This is a genomic window from Pantoea phytobeneficialis (assembly GCF_009728735.1).
Taxonomy (GTDB): domain Bacteria; phylum Pseudomonadota; class Gammaproteobacteria; order Enterobacterales; family Enterobacteriaceae; genus Pantoea; species Pantoea phytobeneficialis.
Map to the genome: position 1 here is coordinate 1 of NZ_CP024638.1, position 24,596 is coordinate 24,596.

A 24,596-nucleotide genomic window follows, 5' to 3' on the forward strand; every position below is an offset into this window, starting at 1 on the left:
GTTCTCCGCAGAACGATTCCAACTTGAACTGGGCAACTATATTCAAAGTAAATGGAAGGCATTTAAGCTGAGCAAAGAAGTGAGCTATTCCTGAGTTTAAGACTACTCATTAATACTTGTTGATATATAACAATTAATGAGTGCGATTCGTCTTATTATCATCTCGATGGGTTAAGGTTTTCCTATGTGTAGAACAATGTTAGTAGTGGTTTTGTATGGTAAAATCTATAAAGACTCACTAACACTAAATTCTTTGATGAACAAAGAATTCTCTAATGTGGATCTGATGATTGTTAACTACGGGCCTAACCCACTAGAATTTGATAAGGATTTTATTCACACACTGGGGTTTTATGTTCGGAGTATTATTCTAAAGCAGTTCTTGGATGGTCGATTGGTAAGTTTTATTTTTAATTCTATCATTGATGAATACAATGAGTACGAGCGGTTCATATTTTTTGATGATGAGAGTTATGTAGGAAGAAAATATTTAAAGAATCTGGATTTTTATTACAGAGATCATGTCGACCTGCAAGTGCCCAACATTATTGGGAGGGGGGATGGAAAGGTTCATTTTCCTATTATTGATGATTCTGCACTGAAGAGTAATGATGGTGTCGAAATTAATGCAAAAAAGTTATTGCGTTCCTTGGGAACAGGATTAGTAATCTACTTTTCTCTTGTGGCTAAGTTTAAAGCTATCAACGTGGAGGTTTTTGACAGCAAGTTTACTCTTAGAGAAGTCAATTGTGGGTTCTTTGAACGCCTCGGAACTTTGGATTTACAATCATCTGAAATAACTATCCAGATTGTTAATACACTTGGTCATTCTTTGTTTAGAAATGATAGCCCAACAAATAAGTCACATGCCATAGAGCGCATTCTTGCTAGTTTAGCATCAACTAAAATATGACCTTGGTGCAACCAGATAATAGTTCATGTTTTCAAATGCAAATTTATCTTGATTTCTATATGGTAGGGATATTCAGAAGGGTTTTTATCAACTCATCATTAAAGACACAAAGTGTCTGATAGATTTCCCTCTAATATAATATTTAAATCAAATTAAGTTAATCATTAACGGTTTAACTGATCGGGTCTATTCATATGAATACACTACAGCAACGCATACACATTACCTCAGACTTTACTTATAAAAACTTGCTCACCAAGATCTCTCTGGCTTTTTCAGATTTGATATTTTTCAATGCCGCCTTATTTATTGCGTTGGCATTAATTGAGTCACTCTCTCATTCTCCACTTGCAGATATCTCTGCAAAAGACCTCAATCTTAAAATCGTCACGCATATTTGTTTGTCAATTGTATGTGTTGGATGGTTCTGGGTTCGTCTGCGCCATTTCACGTATCGCAAACCTTTCTGGTTTGAGCTTAAAGAGATCTTCCGCACTGTCCTCATTTTTTCGGTAATAGACTTGTCAATTACTGCGCTATCACAGTGGCAAATGTCACGTTTCGTCTGGGTACTTACCTGGTTACTGGCCTTAATTGTGATCCCCGTAGGGCGGGCGATTGCACGACGCTTGCTGAATCATTTTGGCATGTGGAAAAAACAGACAGTGATCATTGGCAGTAGCAAAAATGCTCAAGAGGCTTGGAAGGCACTGCAAAGTGAGGAGGTTATGGGGTATGACGTCGTTGCCTACTATGATGTTGATGGCAACTGTCCACAGGCTAATATTGAAGGTATTCCGGTATTAAGAAATGAGCAGGATCTTTGGTTAATCACAAACGCAGAAACGCAGTTTATTGTTGCCGTTGAGTCAGAACAAAGCCAGCATCGGGATAACTGGTTGAAAAATCTTGCGAGACGTAATTGTCGTTCAGTTTCAGTTATCCCGACACTTCGTGGTGTGCCGCTTTATGGCACAGATATGGCGTATATTTTCAGTCATGAAGTTATGATTTTGCGTGTAAATAACAATCTTGCGAAACGTACATCCCGGTTCCTTAAACGAACATTCGATATTGTTGGCGCACTGGGTATCATTATCGCGTTATCTCCGGCTTTGTTAATTTTGGGTTATCTTGTCAGCCGGGATGGTGGCACCCCGATCTATGGGCACGAACGTGTCGGTCTCAATGGACGGAAATTTAAGTGTCTTAAGTTCCGTTCAATGGTAATCAATTCGAAAGAAGTTCTGGAAGAGGTGCTGCGAACTGATCCGGTTGCACGAGCTGAATGGGACAAAGATTTCAAGCTGAAGAATGACCCACGCATCACTAAAGTTGGTCATTTTATCCGCAAGACTAGCTTGGATGAATTACCTCAGTTGTGGAATGTAGTCCGTGGAGATATGAGCTTGGTAGGCCCGCGTCCGGTTATTGAAGATGAACTGAGTCGTTACGCTGGCGATGTCGATTATTATCTGATGGCAAAACCCGGCATGACCGGCTTGTGGCAGGTCAGCGGTCGTAACGATGTTGATTATGAAACTCGCGTTTATTTTGATTCCTGGTATGTAAAAAATTGGTCGTTATGGAATGACATCGCGATTCTGTTCAAAACGGTTGGCGTAGTGCTAAAACGCGACGGTGCCTATTAATATCCTCTGACTTATTTAATGGAGTTAATGTGATAAAACTCGAGCCACTTATCACTCATCTGGAAAATAAATTCATCGAATATGCAATAGAGAAACTTTCTCGTGACATGCCGTATAATAAGATGAACTTATTTGTCTGTGATATTCACCATTTCCTTTCGGCATTAAGTAGAGGGGAGATTAATTCAAAGTCCAGAAATATTGTCTTAATTTTTAATAATGAGCTTGAGGTGTTTATTCTTCAATCTGTTTGTGATGTTTCCTTTATAGCCCTTGATGTCCGAACGCAAGATGTGTTTGATTACTTTCAAGGTGCTAAGTTATTTAAAAAAGTTAGACCTTTTAAACATAAAGATGATAGCGCCAGAATGCGAGTTTTCCTGCTAATCTTGCGTGGTTGGGATGATGAGAGAATCTGTGATACTTTACTCATTACGTTGAAAAAATTGCGTGAATATAAGTCACAACTTACCTATACCTTCTTCGAAAAGAGAAGGAACTTGTTTTACCTGACATTAAATGGTTTCCTACAAACAGAAATATTGGCAGCATAATGCTGATGGGTATTAAGCAGGCATCCTAAGAGAAGAATGCATATATGATGAAGGAAAGAGATTTATCAATTGATATTCTCAGGTGTATCGGCCTTTTCTTAATAATATTGGCGCATGTCAGGCCTCCTGGCGTAATAGCGCAATTAAGAAATTTCGATGTTCCAATGATGGTTTTTGTCTCAGGCTTATCTTTTGCTCTCTCGAGCGGAGGTAAAGGTTTCCTGGAGTATATACATGCGAGGATAAAAAGGCTAGTATTCCCTGTTTGGATATTCGTTACCTTTTTCTACCTGGTTGTTCATTTCTTCTTTCCTGTTTTTTTTGAAAAATACAATACTATCAGCTCTTATCTCAATACGATTCTATTTATAGATTCAACGGATGGTTTAAGTGACTCATTGGGTTATACATGGATAATCAGGATATTTTTACTGATAGCCATTGTTGCACCAATGTTGAAAGTTATTACATTTAAACTCTCACAGTGGAGTGTTTTATCTTTTGCAATGATTCTTCTTGTTATGAATCAGTTTGTTTATGTCCATGAGAGTGTTTCCTGGCCAGGGTGGGTTGCTAATGTACTTAACAACTATTTGTTGCCTGTTTTATCTTATGGTGCTGTTTTTATGTTGGGTGTAAATCACCATAAGTTTTCTCGAATTACTAAGGTTTTGATCGCTTTTTTATCATTCATTGCCTTTGTTACTTTTTTGTTTTTATATAAGTCAGAGTTCAACACTGTTGTATCAACTCAAGAGTATAAGTATCCGCCAAGCGGGTATTATCTAAGTTATGCGTTTTTTATGATATTCTCCCTTGGTTTGTTTGTTAATAAGGTGGCCGTCGTTGCTAATGGAATGATTAAGGATTTTATTGTCTTTGTGTCATCTAACAGCATATGGATATATTTGTGGCATATACCTGTAGTGGAGTTTTTCATCTCCTCTCATGTTCAATATAGTTTCTTGGTTAAGTATTTTATCGCATGTTTAATTTCCATCATAATTATGTATATTCAAACTTCCATGATTTCAAGGTTGCGATCAAGACTTTCCCCTCCTGTATTTAAACATGTCAGGGATGTGTTTACTGGTTGATTTACTGACTTTATTTTAATATTTCTACTTGATAGCCGAATAAGCCGACGTTTACGTATGGTTTTACCACGACCTGAGCCTGTTTTAATCAGGCTCAGGTTGCATCCTGTGATCCCATCATTCCTCAATAGCCGTCAGCAACGCATTCTGAATAATCCTCTGCGCCAGCAGCGGATTCTGCTCCACCTGCGCAACCTGCAACGCCACAATATCCAGCTTATCCAACGCACGATAGACATGCTTCAAAAACCGAATCGACAGGTTAGCTGCTTCCACATTATCCTCGCGGAACGGGAACTGATCCAACTGCCAGACACCCTGCCAGTTATTGATCTTCAGTACGTAGAAGAACTCGAAGATCTCGGTCATATGTACCGTTCCCACCACCAGGTCATCATCCCAGCCGCGTAGGTTATCGTTCACATCCATGCCGAACAGGCGGCCATGATCGATAATCAGTTGCGCGGAACCGGCAGGGGATTCTCCGGCAAATAAGGCATGACCGAAATCCAGCAGGATACCCACATTATCCAGCCCCATTTCCTCAATACCCAGTAATGTACGTGCAGCTGAATCCCAGGTCATTTTTACCCGAGGCTCACGCGGTTTGTATTCAATGGCAAATTTAACATCCGGGTTCGCACTCGCCAGCTCGCGCATGCCATCAACCGCCAGTCGCCAGAGATTTTTATGGTCGACCTGGAATGGATAATCCCAACCATCCTGACCTGGCCAAACCTTGACATAGTTAGCCCCCAATTCGCGTACCACACTGACGGCTTCATGCATCAGTTCAAATGCCTGTTTGCGCAAAGTCGGATCCGGGTTGGTAAATGCACCTCGCGAAAAACGACGTAAGTAGATCTCCGGGGTAACACCGATAGCTTTTAAGCCGGCGTCCGCCAGGGCCAGTTTGACATCGCTGACACTGACACCTTCGGTAAAGGGATAGGGGACATCAACATACGAAAGATCTTCTACTGTACCAGCGATGCGAATCTGTTCCAGCGTACTCAGCGCGGGTCCATAACCATCCACCGCATAGCGGTCAACATAGTTAGCGAAGTGCCACAGGCCCGCGCCAAATTTTGGGTAGTTCCAGGTACTCATAAGATGTTCTCCTTAAACCACGGCTATGATGCGAATGCCGATGTCCGGCTTACATGCCGATCCATGCAGCTCGTCGAAGTATCCTGTACTACATGAATATATATTCATGTAGGTATATATATTCCATTGTGTGAGATCCAAGCACCTGTCAGCTAGCGTGATAATGCGAATTTGTCGTGGGAATCACAAAAATGGTCTGATTCACCTCTTTCAGATAACTTTCATGGTGAAAAAACGCCCCTGGTTTGACGTTCGTTCTTCTGATGACAGGGAGAGCCTAAGGAACTGAAAAGGTGGGAAATTACTCTTAATAACGCAGGTTTTAACATCTCATATCATGAATTGCGCCTGTCATGCTGCTATTCAACATGCGACTCCTCTCACTACTGAGTTATTATCGTGGTTGAGAAAGATCATCGGATATGTGCACTATAATAACGACGCTATTCGAGGGCGTATCTTCTCTTTCATGGAATAAATTTGTGGCGTCCTGGGTTTCAATTTTCAGCGTCCCGGCTTTCAGTGGGGGTTTTTATGATCAGAATGCCTGCATCAAATGTCATTTCAAACGCGTCGGCCCCCCTGTCAACGGTAATTCCTCTTCAGCTACCCTTACAGAAGATAACGGTATCGCAAAGTTCTACGAGTATATCTTCTGTAATTTACACCAGTACAACGGAACTTGATGATATTATTATACAAAAATTTCAGTTACTGCGTGATCCCCTGACCCAAATTGAAGCGTTAAAGGACATTATTTTCCATTGCGATGACTGTATATTAACGGCGCCGAAAATAAAAAAATTGATTTCTAAAATGCAGTGCCGTGGTTTGACAGTTAATCAGGAAGTGGTCGAGGGAATCATTAGGTATAAACATAAGCGCATTGATGAAGATTTTGTTGAAATATACAATAACATCAAGGGTATGTATCCTGAACTGGATCAGAGAAGAACCATGTTTTTTATGGCCGAGAGGTTAATTGAAAAAAATATCTTACTCACCCCTTCTGCCTGGCAGCAAAAGCTAAAAGCATGTGGCACTCATATACCTCATTTTAATCTTCTTAGTACTTGCTGGAGTATCGCTGACGCCGATATTACAACTGACATGAGTCTTTGGATACAGCACAATCAGCCCGGAACATTGGTTCGAAAGGTGGCTCAGCAATTTGAATGGCTTGTAAATTTTCTGAACGCGTTTCCGGATGAGCAATTTACCTGGCATCGGCTGACAAAAGTCGCTTTTTGCGCTGGTATCAATCCACAAGAGAAAATTGTCCGTAATGTAATAAAATATGCAAACGCTGAAAAAGCTCGGCTTATGGTTGCGTCAGCGTGTGACTATGAAACGCGCCTGATGGAGGCGCGTCTTCCGTCGGCAATCATAACAATGGAATCAGGTTTACCCTTTATCTCGCAGTTACCCGTATATTTAGCACCAGTTGACGGTGCTGTTCTCCCCGGGTCAGATCAGATTTTGTTGTGCTGGGAGTGCGTGAAGAAACGCTGTCATCTGTTGCAAAAGCTGTTGAATATTATTATTAGCGATGAAATAAAATGGCTGATGTTAATTCATGAAGTGCAGTTACTTACGCCTGATAAGGACACACTCTGTTTAGAAAAGATCATCACGTCGCTGGTTGAACATATTCACGCAGGAGAGTTAAACGAGGCTGCGGCTAAAGCGGCATGGGATGCCAGCAAAGCTGATTTGTCAAAGCTGGATCTGTCGATGTGTTCCGCATTTTTGCGCACAATCGATGTTAAGTCGGAGGCTGAAACAAGGGACAGCATCAGGACATTGTTTATAAACTTTCCCTGGTTAAGGAATGAAACACCGGGAGCGTTAATGCTGTTGTTGTATCGATACGAGATGTTGACGCATTCCGTCTCGCTGCTGAATTCCGTGAAGTACGAGCTGAACGACAACCCTCAACTATTACGGCAGCGTGACCCGTCATCTGCAAGCGCAGTGACGGGTCGCAGATAAATTACGCCAGGTTTGGCCCCGCCAGTGCAATCCGGGCACCTTCCGGGGTCTGCGCATATTGACTGAAGTTAGTAATAAACAGGCTCGCGAGTTTGTCTGCTGCATCGTGCCATTGTTCCGCGCTTGCCCAGCCGTTGCGTGGGTCAAGCTGGTGAGACTCCACCTCTGGCACAGCATCCGGGATCAGCAGGCCAAATACCGGCAGCGTGTTATCACCGAGAACGATACTGTCGTCCAGAATGCCCCGAATAATATTGCGGGTATCACGCAGAGAAAGTCGTTTACCTTCGCCATTCCAGCCGGTGTTGACCAACCAGGCTTCAGCACCACTTTCCGCCATTTTCTCCGCCAGCACTTCCGCGTATTGCGTCGGATGCAACATCAAGAAGGCAGCACCATAGCAGGCAGAAAAGGTTGGGGTAGGTTGGGTAATCCCACGTTCCGTCCCGGCCAGTTTAGAGGTAAAGCCAGACAGGAAGTGGTATTTCATCTGGTCGGTCGTCAGGCGTGATACGGGCGGTAACACACCAAAACCATCTGCCGCGAGGAAAATCACTTTGGATGGATTGCCCGCACGGGAAACCGGTTTAACGATGTTTTCAATATGTGCCAGCGGGTATGAAACACGGGTGTTCTCGGTTTTGCTGCCGTCGGCATAATCGACTGAACCATCTTCACGCACCACCACGTTTTCCAGTAGCGCATCACGGCGAATAGCACGGTAAATCTCTGGTTCTGCCGCTTCGCTCAGATTGATGGTTTTGGCATAGCAGCCGCCTTCAAAGTTAAAGACACCTTCGTTATCCCAGCCATGCTCATCGTCACCAATCAGCTCACGCAGCGGATCGGTGGAGAGGGTGGTTTTACCGGTGCCGGAAAGACCGAAGAACAACGCCACATCGCCCGCAGCACCACGGTTGGCGGAACAATGCATAGAGGCGATACCGCGCTGCGGCAGAAAATAGTTCATCACCGAGAACAGGCCTTTCTTCATTTCTCCGCCGTACCAGGTGCCGCCAATCAGCTGCATCTTTTCGGTCAGGTTAAATGCGACGAAATTTTCAGAGTTCAGACCCTGCGTCTGCCAGTGCGGATTGGTGCATTTTGACCCGTTCATCACAATAAAATCAGGTTCAAAATTTTCCAGCTCTTCCGCTAAAGGCGGGATAAACATGTTTTTCACAAAGTGGGCCTGCCAGGCTACCTCGGTAATAAAGCGCACCGCCAGTCTTGAGTCATTGCTGGCACCACACCAGGCGTCCACCACGTAAAGTTGCTTGCCAGATAACTGGTTTGATACCAGATGACGCAGCTCAGCCCACACCGACGGGGAAAGTGGCTTGTTATCATTACGGCCAGTACCCGCATCAGACCACCAAACGGTATCTCTGGTTAGCTCATCACGGACAATATATTTGTCCTTCGGCGAGCGGCCGGTAAATTCACCGGTATCGACCGCGACCGCCCCGGAAGCCGTCATGACACCGCGTTCATAGCCGTTAAGCGTTGCCGAGGTTTCATGTGCGATAAGCAGGTCATAATCGGGGTTGTAGATCACTTCGCTTACGCGGGTAATCCCTAAATCTGACAGGGCTGTTTTAATCTTCTCAGAGCTGGACATGTTATACCTGACTGATTGCTGGCTGAATATTGGGCTGCATAGCACTGCGGCCGATAGTTTGTTTGATAGTTAACTGAGCTGTTAATGAAATGGCGAAGTTCAGTTATGCAACTGTTCAGGATACTAGCACCAACATTCAGATGCATTGATTGCATAATTTCTATATGCCATGCATAATTTGCATGGCGACAAATAAGATTTTGTGAGAATCAGCGCGATGGTCAGTAATCTGGAAGTGAAGTGGTTTTATGATGTTATCGCTCTGGAAGAGACACGGAGCTTCACGTTAGCCGCTGAAAAGCGCAACATTTCCCAGTCTTCATTCAGCCGTCGTATTCAGTCGCTGGAATCAGCGATTGGCTTCGCCATTTTCGATCGCAGCGTTAATCCATTGCAACTTACCCGCCAGGGTAAAAGTTTTGTCGGCTACGCGCGCAATATGCTGGATGATATGGATTACCAACTGAATCGGATCAAAGGACTGGACAATTTCCGTCAGAGTATCAAATTCGACGCCGCTCCCTCACTGTCGGTTTTGTTGCTTCCGACGTTAATTGCCGGTTTTGCCGACAGCGCTGAAAGGATTCACTATGTCGAATCCATCAACGTGGATGAGGCGGTATATAACCTCAAAGAAGGGAAAAGCGACTTTATCCTGACCTTCTACAACGAAGAGTTTATGAATTACCCCTTTATCCACCACAAAATATTCGATTCATTTTTGCATCTGGTTTCACCCTGTGATGTTGATGGCAGACCGTTGTTTCGGCTCAACGACGGCGGGTTGCCATTGATGAAATATGCCAACGACAGTTATATGGGACGTCAGGTGAATCAGGTGATCGATAAAATCCCTGACAATACCTTTACCCTCAGCTTCGTCTCCTCGATGAGTGAGTTGCTTAAACGTATGATTGTAAACGGGCATGGGGTGGGGTGGCTGCCGCAATATTCGATTCAGCGTGAACTACGTGAGGGCAAGCTGATGATTCTGGATGGCACCTTGTCGTTACCGATCTCGGCCTATGTGTATCGGTCGGGCGCGAGGCTGAATCTGGCGGCGGAACGTTTTTGGCAACATATTAAATCGCAGAATATCCGGGTAAATTAATCATTGTCGTATTTTTTTACACGATATGAGAAATATGACTCCTTTTTATATATTCGTTGTACTTCAGGAACATCCAGACTTTCATACGTCACATCATCTTTATCGAGGCCGTCTAATCCTTTTATTCCGCCAATCATTTTAGGCCAATCATTTCGGCTTGAAATTTCAACGATTAATGGATTCAAATATTTATCAAGATGGCCTTTAGAAGGCTCCGCTATTTCTTCACTAAGCGCACTTAGATATTCATCTTTGTTGGTCTTCCCCTAATCTATTGAGAAGCCAGCCCGATATGAAAGTTCCATAAAAACAAGAAGTAATGTTCGCCCATTGCCATCGAGTAAGGGATGTGCAAAAGCTAATGCCCCCATCACTTCCCCTGGCTTATTTTTAAAACCATCTTGATTTGAAGCCAGGCGTAAAACGTAGTCAATTGCAGGTCGGATATAATAGGGGTGTTCGAAAGTGGTATGTCGAGGATTTTCTGGAGAACCTTTAAAAACTGCCAGATGGGGAACTAATGCATTTCTGTCTTTACCTGCCCAAGGGTAAAAGCCAGAAAACAGGATCTCATGAACCTTCAGTACATCATCATAATCAATGACTTCGAGACTAGCCAGGTAATCCAGCGCATCTTCAATACTTGATTCAAAAGCCAGATGTTCTGATTCCTTAACTTCATTTGGATTTTTCAATCCTAACGAGTTCTGTAAGTAACCAGCAGTGTTGAAATCACCAAAAGGATCGAATGTCATGCATTCAGATTCTTACCAGCATCTCTTTTTTCTCTGAGATAATCTGCCTGGATGGAAAGAGTCTCCGATTTTGTGAGGACGCCTTTACGTTTTAAATTCACAAGCATCTGTTCCACAGTGTCCAGTTCGACGGTATCACCAGCAAGACGTGTTATCGCTACAGCCATTCTGCTGGTATCGTCGCGACTTGCAGAAACATGGTGAGCTGCTGCAAGGTTACGTACTTTATTTTCTACAGTTAAGTAAGCTGTTTTAGGCATGAGCAAGACCGCTGGTATCTTGATAATTTTAACATGCCCCAGCTGGGCTGTCTTTAAAATTGGGCCATTTCGCCAATCCTTATGGAGATGTGATTGTAGCGGCGCGATGTAACGCGCCACCCACTCTTCACATCACCGGTGACCAGAGGTCATAGTTGAGTGCGAAGCTATTGCCCTCGCGTACCACCTTACCGGTAGTTGGCAAGTTAAAATGCATTCCGCTGACGGCAAGGTTGTCACTGGCGGCGCGATCCAGCAGTTTGCTGCGAACCTGCGCGGCAGCGGCGGGATCGCTGTCAAACGCGATGGTGACCTCAGGTTGTGTCACCTGGATATGCGGGAAATGCACAATGTCACCCCAAATCAACAATGATGCTTTCTCATCCCCGAGCAGATAGCCGCTGTGTCCCGGCGTATGCCCAAACAGCGGGACGGCCTGAATGCCCGGTAAAATCGCTTCCTCGCGAAAAGGCACCAACTGCTGGTCGTAAGCGCCAAACGCATTACGCGCCAGCTCAAAATAGGGACGAAACCCATCCGGGGCGCTGGCCGCAATGGTTTCATCACGCCAGAACGCTAACTCCTTTTCATGCACAAACAACTGTTGCACATGACGAAATAGCGGCGTCTGCAAAGGCCCAGCGAGGCCACCAATATGGTCAGGATGGGCGTGGGTCAGCAAAATGGTGTCAATCTGGAGTGGGTCGATCCCTGCTGCCGCCAGCGCCACCGGCAATCTGCCTCCCCAGCCTTTAATTCCGCCAGCACCGCTGTCGATCAGGATGGTACGCTGCGCGGTCTGAACCACATAAACGTTGATGTTGATGCGCGGGGCGACCGGTGCACCGCGTCGCTGGAGTAACGCTTCAGCTCTTGAGCCATCAATGCCCGACAACAACTCAAAGGAAACATCGAGATAGCCATCACTCAGCATGGTGACGAGCATATCGCCGACTTGTTTACGATTAATTGCCGGTGCCTGCCAGTTGGGTTGCATATTCATTCGGTACTCCCTGATTTCAGTGTTTTTTCAGATAGTCACAACAATCTTGCCCACCTGACCGTTCGCTTCCATATAGCGATGGGCTTCTGCAATCTCATCGAGACTGAAGGTTTTATCAATCCAGGGTTGCAGCTTGCCGCTACGTAACCCCTCAAGCACGAAGGATTTTGCACGCGCCAGTCTTTCTGCATCAGTCGTGATTTCAAACAGTTCATAACCGCACAGCGTGAGGTGTTTACCAAGAATATCAAATACCGGGACAACCATATCGCGACTGTCGAGTGCGCCATACTGGAAAAACATCCCCTGGGATGCCATCACCTGAGTCAGTTTTGCCACATCCGGGCCGCCGACAGGATCGAAAACGATGTGCGCTCCTTGTCCTGCGGTGGCCTGCTGAAGTTCCGCTACCATATCCTGCTCGTCGGTAGCGATCACCGCCGCCGCACCTGCCTTTAACAACATCTCTCTTTTTTCGCTGGTACGGGTCAGGGCGATCGGTTTGGCACCGAGCATATTGCTAATCTGGATTGCTGCCAATCCGACGCTGCTGGATGCCGCACGAATAATGACGTTCTGGCCCGCCTGCACATTACCGAATTCCACCAGCGCGCCATAGGCAGTGACATACATCATCCAACTGGCCGCTGCGGTGGCGAAAGAGAGATTCTCAGGGTGTTTTACCAGGGCGTGAACCGGGGCATTAACGACCTCGCCATACATACCATATTCGTTGAACATGAAAGAAGGTATGACGCTGACGGCATCACCTGGGTGAAATTCCGTGACGTTGTCACCAGCGGCCACAACCACACCGGCAGCTTCATAGCCAAGGCGGGCCGGGAACACCGGGTCAATAACGTACTGACCGTTGCGGTACATGATCTCGGCGCGGTTTAACCCAATCGCGTGAACACGAATTTGCACCTCATCAGCCGCGGGAGCAGGGACCTGCTCATTGATGATTTCCAACACGTCCGGTCCCCCGGTGCGGTTAAACCTGACAACTTTAGACATTTTCAGACCTCGTAATTAAGTGGCGTAGCCAATTACTCTACGGGGTGACTGACGTGGCAAAAATGTTTGTTCGGGAACTTCAGTGTTATTGGTTTGGTAACAATCCGCGTTGTTGGATGAACAGTTCACTGAACCAGTCGATAAAGACGCGCACTTTGGGGGCAAGATGGCGTTTGTCCGGGTACATAATCGACACCGGTTTAGCAACGCAAGGATAATGCGGCAGTACGACCTTTAACGCCCCTAATGCGATATGCGGAGCCAGCGCGATACAACTGGCCTGGATGACTCCCAACCCCGCCAGCGCGCACGACAGCAAAATATCCGAGTTGTCTACCAACAGGTTGCTGGTGGGGCGATACGCGACTTCTTCACCCTCAACGATAAATCTCCACGCCATCACTTCGCGGCTATTTTCGCTGAAGAAATTCACCGCCTGATGTTGTGCCAGATCATCAAGCGTGTGTGGATCTCCGTGCTGTTGCAGGTAAGCCGGTGCGGCACAGGTCACCATCTTGATCTCACCCAGTCGTCTGGCGATAAAACTGGAATCCTGTAGTTCGCCAAGGCGAATCACACAATCGACGCCTTCGGCGATCAAGTCACTCCTTTTGTCTGACGATCCCAGTACCACCTCAATCTCAGGATAGCGGTTGATGAAGTTCGGCAGATGGGGGATGAGCAGCGTGTGGGCCAGCGCGAGCGGGACATCCAGCCGGAGTCGGCCACGAGGTGGTTGAGTGGCAGAGAAACTGGACATCATATCGTCCACATCGGTCAGCAGCAGTTTGGCGCGATGATAGAACGCATCACCTTCGTCGGTGACGTTGAGTTTACGGGTGGTACGATGTAACAGCTTTACCCCAAGTTCAGCTTCCAACTGCTGAATCGCTTTACTCACCGCAGGCCGGTGTAATTGCAGGACATCGGCCGCTTTGGTGAAGCTGCCCAGCTCCACCACCTGGGTAAAGATCTGGATAAATTCGATCATATTGGCACGCATGATTTAGCCTGGTCCTTGTGCGCTCAGCATTTGTCGCAATCTGGTGTTCACTTTGCCTCACTTCACGTTTTTGTCAGCCAGGCGTTGGGTAAATTCTGGGTGAACCAGAATCTCTGATAAGGGTATGTAAAATGAAAAAAGTAACATTTAGCGCCCGTCCAAATCCAGCAGGGGTAACTAAAGCGATCCTTTCCGTGATGGCGGCAGAAGGTTGGGAATTACTCGATGCGCAACATGCCGCTGAGCCAGGCGAGATTGGTCAGTTAGATGATGTGACGGCTGAAAGGCTGAGAAAAGCCATTGAGGATGCGGCGGGGGATAAAGTGAAAATCGAGGAGGAGTAAGCTGATACGGCTTTCCTGACTTAATCTGTTTTCAGCGAAAGTCACATTACACATCCAATAAATTTCCTGTTGTGGTTATAAAAAGCGCACCAAATTGCCGATGTGCTTAAAGACGAAGGGATAACAGATATAAAAATCTCTGGTTGATCTCCGACTCCTCTCCCTGACGACAGGTCAGGGAGAGGGCTGATCACTACGGCTTCACGCGATATTGCACGGTATAATCTGCATTGGCCGGAACCCATAGCATATTGCGGTAATAGCTGACAGGGAAGCTCAGTTCATCACCATGCAACCTTTCACCGGCAGCAATTGGCAGATTCAACAGGTTAGCCTGCTGATTGATAAAACGCGCCAGATCGGCAGGCCACAAATATTGGCTGCCCCGCGTGACTTTAAACACCGGCAATGGACGTTTGCTCCCATCCGGTTGCGTTACCGTCACGTCAATTTCGGTTCCGGGTGCCAAATCACGCTCTGCGGTAATACCAGATTGTGCTGCATTCAGTTTCCACGCAGAGACGGTCTCCGGCTGGGGTGTGACCTGTTGCTCCAGGTTAAAGCCTTCGTCTTTATAGCGGTTAAAAACCCAAATCTTATTACGATATACACTTGCCAGTGGGCGAATCACGCCATTCTCATCTTTTTCGCCAATGCGTAACAAATCGCTGTTTTTATTCACATGTTCCGCAAGGGCTAATGGCCAGTGATATTGATTCAGCATGGTGGTATTGGCGTTATCAATCGTGACTTCTCCTGTCTCACGAGGAGGGCAGTGATCACAGGCTTTTCCGGTTCCCCAGCCAAACGTGGTTGTTGACCCAGGTAAAGTGTATCCAGAGAGTGTTTTCCCGGTATCAGAAAAATCCATCATATAGGAGAGATCATAATGGAATACTTTTCCCTCAACCCCAATAGATAATACGCGGTCTTGTACGGAAATATCAGCATCTTCCAGCCGGTTATAATCATGATGAAAGGAAAACAGTACATGGTTTAGCGCCCCGTTGGGCGGCAACAGAAATACGCGTAGCTCATTTGCCAAAAATGGTTGGTCCAGTACGTATGCCCAGCCGCTGGCCGCATCAAAGAGGATTTTTTTAATACCCGCATCCAGGCGAATCTGTTTAATCGTCTTACCTTCAGATTTAGTCACCCAATTCAGGGTGCCATTCTCATCCCAGGCATAGAAAATATCCCGTCCAGGTGGCAGGGCCAGATCCAGAGCCGCATTCATCTCTTTGACCCATGCCAGCTCAAATGGAGAAACACTATTGAACAGATTAAGTTTGAATAGTTTGTTCTTCGCCACACCAAAGACAGTTTTACCGTCATCCGAGGTGAGCGTAAGCGTTTTTTGCAAGGTTCCATCTGCCAGCGCAGGCGGCAATACATCCTCACTGATAATGGTACCGCTGGTTAAGTCCACCACGTAGAAATGCGTGTCGCTTTGCAGATAGAGTTGGCGCTCATCACTGCTGATCACCTGAGCCAGCACGATACTGTCAAAGCGGATTTCATGCCAGTTTTTGCTACTACCATCAAGGGACGTTTGCGTCAGCCAGGAACGGTTGCCATCCTTTCTGGTGCCATATACCGCGTTATTTTTTTCAGATATGCGCAAAGGCGTGGTAAATCCGCATTGGGTGATAGCCTTATTCTGGCATTCGGTTCTTAACAATAATTCCGGTTGTTCACCCTGTGGAGAGAGGCGATAAATCACCAGTTCCTCATAAGTACCATCTGGAGATGAAATCGAAGGTTGCTTGCCGTATTGGTTTGCCAGATACATATTGGTATCGGAACCTAACGTGGATGAACGGGACAGGATGTGATTGCGATATCCTTCTGCGCTTGCCAGCGTTACTTTCTCTACCGGATTGTTACGCGAAGTTTTATACAGGCTATCACTGACCTCATTAAGAATGTAATTTGTTCCTTGTGGCGTGATAAAAATTCTGGAGATTCGTTCCTTGTCAGAAGTGAATACCTCCCATTTGTCTTTATAATGCGGTGGTTCAGCAGTGACGGAGGCCCATGTGTTCGAAGCAAGGGTGAGAGAAGATAGCAATAATGTGCGGTAAAGCAAACTTGTTGATGCGTGGGAAATCCGGGTTTTCATAATAAGTAAGGTCCATTATTTATAGTTCTTGCGAGGAAATATTTGATCCGGATGAAAAGTCGGTCAGCAGGATCAAATAAGGGTTACGGTTTTATGCTATATTGCAGCGTATAACTCTCATTAGCAGGAACCCACAACATATTGCGGTAATGGCTGGAGGGAAATGTCAGCGCATCGCCACTCAGCCTTTCACCTGCGGCGATGGGCAGATCAAGTAGACTCGCCTGGCGATTGATAAATCGGGCGAGATCGGCGGGCCAGAAGTATTTGCTACTGCGCGAAACTGTAAAGTCAGGCAGCCGGCGTTTGCTGCCGTTGGGCAGGGTCACGCTAAGTTCAATTTTGCTGCCGATCGCCAGATTACGCTCCGCCGTGATACCGGGCTGGAGAGGATTCAGTTTCCATGAGGAGACTATTTCAGGTTGTGGTGTAACCTTGTTAGCCAGAATATATCGGTATTGCTTATAGAAATCTAATATCCATATTTTATTGCGGTACTCGCTCGCTATCGGTCGAATGATTCCGTCCTCGTCCATTTCCCCAATGCGAATAAGATCACTATTTTTATTGACATTTTCCGCCAGGAGCAATGGCCAGTGATATTGATTCAGCAAGGTCGTATTGGCGTTATCAATAGTCACGGTGCCTGTTTCTTGTGGACACCACAGGCTACAATCTTCGCCAATTTCCCAGCTAAACCTGGTGGTGGTGCCAGGTAGACCATACCCTGTCAGATTCTTACCACTGTCTGTATAATCCATTATGCCGCTTAAATCGAAATAATAGACTTTGCTTTCGACAGCGATGGATAAAATATTATTTTTTAAATTAATATCTGAATCCATCAGTGAGGCATAATCAGCACTGAATCTGAATATAGCATCGTGAATTGCCCCACTGGGTGACAACAGTGAAACGGTCAGTTGGGCACCAGGCAGTTTACGATACATCACATACGCCCAACCGCTCACAGGATCGAATTGCATTTTCCTGATGTTGTCATTCATGTCGCGTTTTTTTGAGGTATTCCCTTCTGTTTTGGTTACCCAGCGTAATTCGCCTTTCGCATCCCAGGCATAAATTACATCCCGATTTGGCGGCAGGGCGATGTCCTGAATTTCGGCCATTTCTTTGACCCATGCCAGTTCAAACGGGGATGTGCCATTAAAAATATTCAGCCTGAATAATTGGTTGCCCGTCGCGCCAAATGCCGTGCTCCCGTTGTCGCTCCTAAGAGAAAGGGGTGTTGCTGGCGGGTTTTCTGCCAGTGAGGGGGGTAACTCACCCTGAGTAGTAATGTTCCCGCTATCCAGATCAACAATATAGAAATGTGAATTGCTTTGCAGATAGAGTTGGTGGTCATCTGCACTGATGATCTGACCGGTCACGACAGTATCAAAACGGATTTCGGGCCAGCTTTTATTACCGCCATCCAGTGCGGTTTGCATAAGCCAGGAGTGATTCCCATCCCTTCTGACACTATAAATGGCGCTGTTCTTCTCTGACACCAGCAACGGAACGGTAAATTGGCAATCGCTTAATTCCGGATTCTGGCAGTCGGACTGGTGTAATAACTCCAGTTGATCTCCCGCTGGAGTCAGGCGGAAAATCTCCAGCGACTTCATCTGTTCCGGAGCGCCCTGAGAATAAGGGGCATAGGTCGAGTTTGGCAGATAGAGTCTATCATCGTAACCTAATGTCGCTTTATCGGCTCTCAGGGTTCTTTTGAACCCTGTCTCATCAGGAACCGTTATCTCTTGCACTGGTGAATTGCGTGAGACTTTATAAATAACTTTACTGTAGTGATTGAGAATATAATCAACCCCTGTGCGCGTGCTAAATTGGCGGGAAATTCGTTCATAATCAGACGTGGTGATTTCCCATTTTTCTTTATAAGGAAGCAGATTGCCTTCTATTACCGCTTGAGCTTCACCAACATAGGTAAGTGAAGCTAACGCTAAGGTGCTGTAGATAAAGCCGGAAGAGAGTGGTGAGTGAAACACCCTGGATTTCATATTGAATCCCTTTTTAATGGTAGATATGTGAGGCGCTGATGTTGTCGTGGAGATAAATATGATCTTTTATTCGGAAGGAATTTTACCTCTGAGCGTTTCGTGTCAACTTGATATTAGAGTGATTTATCGCTGAAATCAGCTTTATCACAGTAGCGCTGCTACGTTATCACGACTGCGCAAAACAGCGCGATAAATCGCGCTGCGGCTGACAAGGAATAGCAAAGCCCGGGGGAATTAAGGCGACTCCCCAAATAATTGTATATACTTTTCACGGGATAAATTTTTTCTGACGGTTTCCAGATGCTGCCGTAAGAGATCCATATCCATATTCGCCAACCATACTCTGGGCTTACATGCTAATTCATCCGCAACCATATGATGGAGCGTTTCTACCATAAATGTTGTAAGACCATATTCCGCCAGTCCCTGACTGATGCTGATAAATAATGAGTCACTATTGGCAGGGACGTGACTATATTGCCCATCCTGGCGGTTCAGTTCCCACCAGGCGGCCGTAAAATTCCCGATATGCATATCCTGGTTTGCTACCAGCGAAATCACCTTGTCATTAGCTGTGGGAGTCGTGTTCGGTTTGCGCAGTTGCATATTATTGTCTACGCCGTATCGCCGGTCAGTAATGTTAAGCACCACATCTTTTGGGAATTCAACGCTGGCAACCAGCATGCGGAGTACCCATTCAACGTGTTGCTTATGAATACCTCCTGGCTGGCGAAATGTCCCCTCTGCCAGCAGGATGATATCGTTGTCCGAAGGAAACCAGGGTGTTTCTTCGGTCGATAAGTCTGGCTCGAGCAGTGGCAACTCCAGCGGGTCAGCTCCGACATAGAGTTGGGCGAGGTCGGAGTGGAGTGAGGGTAAATCATCAAGCCAGCCATCCCGGCGCGATGCGGAAGAACGTATGGAGGGTGGCGTCATGCGAATATCCTCGGGATAAGGTGTCACCAATGCGGGTAGCGGTGATATGGCAGACGATGGCATCTGGAGGTGCTGCATGGGTTCGGGAGCGTGAACAATAATCTGCGGCGAAGTCATGGGCACATCTTCGGTGTCAGGTGTTGCCAACGCAGGCGGCGGCGATAGGGTATCCGGTTGCGGCTGGGCAAAGGGTATGAGGGGGGGAGGGTTGATCATCGCCGGCGGTGGGGAAAAACCAACGTAGCCAACGGGGACGAGCGATGGCTGTTCAAAACCTGTTGGTTCATACCATTCCTCCATACGGAATGTAACAGGAGCAGCCACGAATGCGGTTGGTGTTGTGGGCGAAGTTCCGTGGCTTTGCGCAGCAGATAAACGTCTGTTAACCGCAATCGTTGTCGATCTTCTGGTGGCCGCGGCGGTGTTGATGACAGAACTGCCCACCGCGCTGGCGATTTTGCTGGCAGATGCCGCGCGTCGTTTTTTTGCGCGTCTTGCGACCGCTTTCGTAAACCTCGGCGCGAATTTATTGCCAAACAACGCAGCAAAATCGCCACGGTCATTTTTGTCTGCGCGCATTGAAGTCACTCTGTAACCGGTTACTCGGGAAATTTCTGCGGCAGAGAGATTGGGACGGACTAAATGGAGATACAGCGAGTACTGGTAATCATCCCGACTATCGCGTGGGACGTTTTTTTCTGCCTCACGGGCTTCAGGGGTCCATTCGAGATAGTCAATCTCTGAGGAGATTGTCCAGGTGTCCAACTGCGTAATGGTACTTAATTGTTCGAGGGTTATGCTGTAGTCCTGTTGACGTATGTACAAAGCCCAATCCAGTGGATGCCGACCCTCCTGCGGATAAAGTAATTTTAGTGCTTCGGTTTCGGCGGTGGGCTTTTTAAGTTGCCAGCGGCCTCTGATGGTGGATAAGCTCACGCGGCTAATCAGTGAGATATCAGTAAGCGTCAAATCCGGCATCGTTGGATCGAGGTTATACGTCTGGAAGAGGCGGATGGCGAACTCTTTCTCTGTTTCAGGTTTCTCCCCATTGGGGCCATGTTCGCGTCGCCGTGTTTCTTTTTGAAAGGCCTTCACACCCTCCTCTGACAACTTCCAGAACAGGGGATGTTGTGCCAACTCCGTCTGCGTTATACCGGTCAGGGCGATCAGGTCTCGCGGGTTAAGGGAAGGGTTTTTCCTCTTGTACTTCATCGCCTCTTCCAATGGCGTTTTGCATTTGGTCACATCGGTCCTGTTTATTGCCAGAAGCGATCTTTTGTGCAGTATCTTGATAATTCCCCAGTCTTGTAGGGTGCGTTGAGTCCGGTCCAGAATTGCGCATTTTTGTTGGTTGGAAAGGTTAAGGTGTCGTAAACGCTTATCAAGCTCCAGTGCATACGTACGGTAAGATTCGAACATGTTCTCAGGAGGCATTGCATTCTTTATCGCCATCGCTTCAGCAGGGACATTCGCGAAGCGCCCGGTGTAACGTAACATGTCGGAAGCGTATCCGGTGGTTTCCTGGATGACTTGATAAGAACAGCCCAGACCCCGCAAACGATTCACCCATTGCTCTTCGAGTTCACCGTCTTTTTGTTTCAGCTCCTCATCAATGCTTTCCTTACGACGAGAGAGTTTAGCCATTTGTGGCGGGGAATCATGGTGTCCGGGTACTTTGCGTTTGATGGGGGGAGTAGTGGTAGGCAGCACAGCGGCGGTTGATGTGCGCGTTTCAGCAGCGGTTGGCGGCACTGAATCGGTAACCCTGCCAATCAGCTCGCCCAGCTTCACTTGCCGAATATATTCTTTGAGTTCCTGCTGGGTGCTGTGTGGCGCCTGCCTTTGTAGCACGGTTGCAAATGCATCTACTGTAGCGTCGGAGAGGGCCTGGCCAGACATGTTTGCACCAAGCCTGTTCAAGGCATGCTTCAGTAGGTTGTCCTGAAACGGACGAAAATGCGAAAAAGTGGCATTGGCGATGTTCTCCAGGGTGGTGACCATCTGATCTTCCGCATCTTTCTTTGCCTGCATCTCTGGTGTCAGCACCACTGCCGGGCGTTCCGTTCGTCTTATCCGTCTTGAAGGGGTTGGCAACCAGGCATTGTTGATTCGATTTTCAATGACATCCCGTTGGGTTCGAGTGACATTCGGTATATCGCCGCGAGCTGGGGGCGCAGTTGTGTCCGTAAAAATCTGTTCCAGAAGGGCACCCGTACGGGGGAGAACCAGATGTTGCGTTCTTAGTATCGAGCCAGACAACTGAGGAGGTTGCGCAGAGGCTGCTAACGAGTGAGCCAACGCAAAGTTATGCGCGGGAGATTGGACGTTAACGGCGGTGGGTTGAAATGCCGTGACAATGGATTGTGTGCCACCAAAAGACGATGAGAGTGTGACCTGAGCCATATTAAGGTTTGCGATTTGGAACGTTCCCGGTGTGGTGACTATCCGATCATCTGTCCGTGCTAAGGTATTTGGAGAAAGAAGGCTAACCGTGCCGTTGGCTGGATACATATAAGTCCCTTTATCGTGTTTTTGCTAACAATATTAAGTTAACAACTTAGTATGATGATGGGTTTCGCGGTTTTGTGTCTTTATCACAGTATGGGCAAAACACGGGGGATTATAGGTCAGTACCCGTCCGTCAAGGTATTGCGGCACCAGAGGAATGATGCGGAAAGAAGGGTGCCTGAGAGCCTGTGCTTTGCAACAACCGGAACGGCGGGGCGAACCCCGCCGCGATTGCTCTTACTTCCTGGATTCGTAAGCCAGTGAGACAGCAACCTCCATAACGCCGGTTCGGAATCGCACCTCACAGAGTTCCTTCCGGACGACCAACAAGACAGCCGTGGCCGTCACAAGGATAAGGGCGGTGATAATGATCACCGTCTGCTGTTTCATTGATACTCCTCCTTGTCTTTCGACAGGTAAGAGGCTACCTTTATGTTGCTTGGCATAAAGGGGGCCTCAGGTTGATGGATATTAACCTGGGGCTTTTCTCTTTCTGCCGTCAGCGAAAGCAATGCTTAAGACAGAAAGTCTCAAGCACCCGCCGCGAGTCTACTTATTCCCTGTCACAGCTGCAATTAACAGAATGCGCGAAATTTCGACGATTTTTTACAAGAACTTATATTTTTTATCATTTAAATCAATATGATGAGAAAATATAAAATAATATGATTTATTTTGTCGAGAGAAGTTATTTGTGGGCAATTTCTCTGTATAAACCATCAGAAATGATTGTTACATCACCATTCGGTGATTAACCTCACAATAATGCCGATTTACTCGTTTTTATCCCGTTTTTCTGTCACGCGCTTATATTCCTGACTTTGGGGTCATAACCTAACGTTCTTGTTAGCTTTTCTCTCAGGATATATCCTGTATTTTTCCGCTTTTACGGACCGATAGCCTTATGAATGCAACGACGCGCCTCCTGTCTGTGGAACACCTCAATCTGGCAACGGAAGACCAACGTCTGCTGGTGGACGATGTTTCGTTCCATCTCGATCAGCGGGAAATTGTGGCGCTGGTGGGGGAGTCAGGCTCCGGTAAGACACTCACCTCGCTGGCATTGATGAATTTGCTACCGCCGGGCGTGCAACAAACCTCGGGTATCATCCGTTTTCAGGGCGAGGAACTGGATGCGAGGCGCACGGCCACATTACGCGGTTGCCATATTGCGACGGTGTTTCAGGAACCCATGACCAGCATGAACCCCACGCTGCGTATTGGTGAGCAAATCGCCGAAGTACTGGTACGTCATCGGCAATTCAGCTGGAAACAGGCTCAGCACGAAGCGGTGGCATTGCTGGATCGCGTCGGTATCGTCAACCCGGCGCAACGCGCGCGCCAGTATATCCACCAACTTTCAGGTGGCATGCGCCAGCGTGTGATGATTGCCAGCGCCATCAGCGGGCAACCGGATGTGTTGATCGCTGATGAGCCGACCACCGCGCTGGATGTCACCATTCAGGTACAAATCCTGTCATTGTTGCAGGAGTTGCAACAGGAGATGGGGATGGGCATGTTGTTGATCACCCACGATCTCTCGGTGGTGGCGCGTTATGCGCATCGGGTATGCGTGATGCAACAAGGGAAGTTGGTTGAACAGGGGGATGTACGCAGCACCCTCGGGACGCCTGCGCATCCCTATACCCAAAAACTGATCAATGCTTCTTTATCACCTCTTCCCCCCACTTCTCCGGTGCGTGAGCGTCAGACACCGTTGCTGACACTGCGCGACATCTGTAAAAGCTATTCAACGCCGGGACGCCTGCCGCTGATGCCGGGCAAGCGCCAGACGGTGCTGCATCCCACCAACCTGGAGATTCAGCCCGGAGAAATTGTTGGTCTGATTGGTGAATCTGGCTCAGGTAAAACCACCCTGGGCAGTGCAGCGATCGGCCTGATCGCCGCCGACAGCGGTGAGGTGTTATTTGAAGGGAAAGCGTTGAAAGGTCGCCAGTTGAATAGCCTGCGTCGCCACAGCCAGATCATCTTCCAGGATCCCTACGCCAGTCTGAACCCGAAGATTGCCGTCGGAGAACAGATTGCCGAGCCGTTACGTGTCTGGCAGTTACGCCAGGGGGCGGCGATCAACGCGCGTGTCAACGAATTGCTGACGCTGGTGGGTTTAAAACCGGAACATGCAGATCGCTTACCCAGCGCCTTTTCGGGTGGACAGCGTCAGCGAATTGCGATTGCCCGAGCGTTGGCGATGGAACCCAAACTGCTGGTGGCGGATGAGGCGGTCGCCGCATTGGATCTCTCGGTGCGCGGGCAAATTCTGGCGTTGTTCAGCGAGTTGCGTGACAAACTTGGCTTGTCTGTGTTGTTTATCAGCCACGATCTCAGCGCGGTTCAGCAATTGTGCGATCGTGTCATTGTGATGTATCACGGCAGGATTGTGGAATCCGGCGCGACCGCTCAGGTGGTGGAGCAACCTCAGCAGGAGTACACACGACAGCTTCTCGCTGCCGCGCCGAATGTGCAACAGGCGCTTACGCAACGTGCCATTTGTCCGTAGCCGCGTGATTTATCGCGCCGTGACGGGTTTTTATAGATTGCCGGTGACATAGATTTTCCCTTTTT

18 protein-coding genes and 1 pseudogene are annotated in these 24,596 nt (G+C 47.3%); 8 read left to right on the forward strand and 11 right to left on the reverse strand.

Annotation, left to right across the window (positions count from 1 at the left end; translation table 11 throughout):
• Positions 1-286 precede the first annotated feature (286 nt).
• The 4 genes from CTZ24_RS23250 to CTZ24_RS23265 all read left to right on the forward strand — a co-directional run bounded on the left by CTZ24_RS23250 (position 287) and on the right by CTZ24_RS23265 (position 4,216).
• A complete protein-coding gene (locus CTZ24_RS23250; protein ID WP_208726778.1) occupies positions 287-913 on the forward strand; it encodes a hypothetical protein in 627 nt (208 codons plus the stop codon).
• A gap of 194 nt (positions 914-1,107) precedes the next feature.
• Complete coding sequence (gene wbaP / locus CTZ24_RS23255) at positions 1,108-2,565, forward strand: undecaprenyl-phosphate galactose phosphotransferase WbaP (protein WP_208726786.1); 1,458 nt, start codon at positions 1,108-1,110, stop codon at positions 2,563-2,565.
• A gap of 29 nt (positions 2,566-2,594) precedes the next feature.
• Positions 2,595-3,119, forward strand: coding sequence for a hypothetical protein (locus CTZ24_RS23260; RefSeq protein ID WP_208726788.1), 525 nt, complete (start codon positions 2,595-2,597; stop codon positions 3,117-3,119).
• Between the two features lie 44 nt (positions 3,120-3,163).
• Positions 3,164-4,216: an acyltransferase family protein gene (locus tag CTZ24_RS23265; protein WP_208726789.1), complete on the forward strand. Its 1,053-nt coding sequence runs from the start codon at positions 3,164-3,166 to the stop codon at positions 4,214-4,216.
• A gap of 117 nt (positions 4,217-4,333) precedes the next feature.
• Here CTZ24_RS23265 and CTZ24_RS23270 read toward each other — a convergent pair whose 3' ends face one another.
• Positions 4,334-5,326 (reverse strand): sugar phosphate isomerase/epimerase family protein, encoded by a 993-nt coding sequence (locus CTZ24_RS23270; protein ID WP_208726792.1) that lies wholly within the window; start codon positions 5,324-5,326, stop codon positions 4,334-4,336.
• Positions 5,327-5,860: 534 nt separating this feature from the next.
• Here CTZ24_RS23270 and CTZ24_RS23275 point away from each other — a divergent pair.
• Positions 5,861-7,318, forward strand: a complete 1,458-nt coding sequence (locus CTZ24_RS23275) for a hypothetical protein (protein ID WP_208726794.1) — start codon at positions 5,861-5,863, stop codon at positions 7,316-7,318.
• A gap of 1 nt (position 7,319) precedes the next feature.
• Here CTZ24_RS23275 and pckA read toward each other — a convergent pair whose 3' ends face one another.
• Complete coding sequence (gene pckA, locus CTZ24_RS23280; RefSeq protein ID WP_208726797.1) at positions 7,320-8,939, reverse strand: phosphoenolpyruvate carboxykinase (ATP); 1,620 nt, start codon at positions 8,937-8,939, stop codon at positions 7,320-7,322.
• Positions 8,940-9,156: 217 nt separating this feature from the next.
• On the opposite strand from pckA, the gene CTZ24_RS23285 reads away from it, so the two are divergent.
• Positions 9,157-10,050 (forward strand): LysR substrate-binding domain-containing protein, encoded by an 894-nt coding sequence (locus CTZ24_RS23285; RefSeq protein ID WP_021185381.1) that lies wholly within the window; start codon positions 9,157-9,159, stop codon positions 10,048-10,050.
• Here the strand turns inward: CTZ24_RS23285 and CTZ24_RS23290 are convergent.
• The 5 genes and pseudogenes from CTZ24_RS23290 to CTZ24_RS23310 all read right to left on the reverse strand — a co-directional run bounded on the left by CTZ24_RS23290 (position 10,047) and on the right by CTZ24_RS23310 (position 14,088).
• Positions 10,047-10,805: pseudogene (locus CTZ24_RS23290) on the reverse strand (Fic/DOC family protein). The gene CTZ24_RS23285 and the pseudogene CTZ24_RS23290 overlap by 4 nt on opposite strands.
• Entirely contained in the window at positions 10,802-11,185 is a 384-nt protein-coding gene (locus tag CTZ24_RS23295) for a hypothetical protein (RefSeq protein WP_303464873.1), read from the reverse strand. Before CTZ24_RS23295 ends, CTZ24_RS23290 begins: the two are co-directional and overlap by 4 nt.
• A gap of 7 nt (positions 11,186-11,192) precedes the next feature.
• Positions 11,193-12,068 (reverse strand): MBL fold metallo-hydrolase, encoded by an 876-nt coding sequence (locus tag CTZ24_RS23300; protein WP_208726799.1) that lies wholly within the window; start codon positions 12,066-12,068, stop codon positions 11,193-11,195.
• 27 nt (positions 12,069-12,095) lie between these two features.
• Entirely contained in the window at positions 12,096-13,085 is a 990-nt protein-coding gene (locus CTZ24_RS23305; RefSeq protein ID WP_208726800.1) for a zinc-dependent alcohol dehydrogenase family protein, read from the reverse strand.
• 85 nt (positions 13,086-13,170) lie between these two features.
• Positions 13,171-14,088, reverse strand: coding sequence for a LysR family transcriptional regulator (locus tag CTZ24_RS23310; protein ID WP_208726802.1), 918 nt, complete (start codon positions 14,086-14,088; stop codon positions 13,171-13,173).
• A gap of 131 nt (positions 14,089-14,219) precedes the next feature.
• Here CTZ24_RS23310 and CTZ24_RS23315 point away from each other — a divergent pair, with 131 nt between their 5' ends.
• Positions 14,220-14,432, forward strand: coding sequence for a hypothetical protein (locus tag CTZ24_RS23315; protein ID WP_208726804.1), 213 nt, complete (start codon positions 14,220-14,222; stop codon positions 14,430-14,432).
• Positions 14,433-14,625: 193 nt separating this feature from the next.
• Here CTZ24_RS23315 and CTZ24_RS23320 read toward each other — a convergent pair whose 3' ends face one another.
• The 4 genes from CTZ24_RS23320 to CTZ24_RS23335 form a co-directional block, all read right to left on the reverse strand.
• Positions 14,626-16,554: a hypothetical protein gene (locus CTZ24_RS23320; RefSeq protein WP_208726806.1), complete on the reverse strand. Its 1,929-nt coding sequence runs from the start codon at positions 16,552-16,554 to the stop codon at positions 14,626-14,628.
• An 83-nt stretch (positions 16,555-16,637) separates the two neighbouring features.
• The gene (locus tag CTZ24_RS23325; protein ID WP_208726807.1) at positions 16,638-18,569 is read right to left on the reverse strand and encodes a hypothetical protein; all 1,932 of its coding nucleotides are present in this window, start codon (positions 18,567-18,569) and stop codon (positions 16,638-16,640) included.
• 234 nt (positions 18,570-18,803) lie between these two features.
• Positions 18,804-22,016, reverse strand: coding sequence for a hypothetical protein (locus tag CTZ24_RS23330; protein WP_208726809.1), 3,213 nt, complete (start codon positions 22,014-22,016; stop codon positions 18,804-18,806).
• Positions 22,017-22,250: 234 nt separating this feature from the next.
• A complete protein-coding gene (locus CTZ24_RS23335; protein WP_036627069.1) occupies positions 22,251-22,403 on the reverse strand; it encodes a Hok/Gef family protein in 153 nt (50 codons plus the stop codon).
• Positions 22,404-22,917: 514 nt separating this feature from the next.
• Here CTZ24_RS23335 and CTZ24_RS23340 point away from each other — a divergent pair.
• Complete coding sequence (locus tag CTZ24_RS23340) at positions 22,918-24,531, forward strand: dipeptide ABC transporter ATP-binding protein (protein WP_208726811.1); 1,614 nt, start codon at positions 22,918-22,920, stop codon at positions 24,529-24,531.
• Positions 24,532-24,596: the final 65 nt, after the last annotated feature.